The following is a 296-nucleotide window of genomic DNA, read 5'->3' on the forward strand; positions in this document are numbered from 1 at the left end:
CGAGGGGGCTGGGCCTGCCTTGGGGGCGGCCCGGCGGCTGGCCCTGGCCCCCACGCTCCGCCGCTGCGCGGGTCGCTGCCCCCCGAGGGGGCTGGGCCTGCCTTGGGGGCGGCCCGGCGGCTGGCCCCTGGCCCCCACGCTCCGCCGCTGCGCGGGTCGCAGCCCCCCCCGAGGGGGCTGGGCCTGCCTTGGGGGCGGCCCGGCGGCTGGCCCTGGCCCCCACGCTCCGCCGCCGCGCGGGTCGCTGCCCCCCGAGGGGGCTGGGCCTGCCTTGGGGGCGGCCCGGCGGCTGGCCC

It is taken from the genome of Hydrogenophaga sp., from assembly GCF_050250835.1.
Classification (GTDB): domain Bacteria; phylum Pseudomonadota; class Gammaproteobacteria; order Burkholderiales; family Burkholderiaceae_C; genus Hydrogenophaga.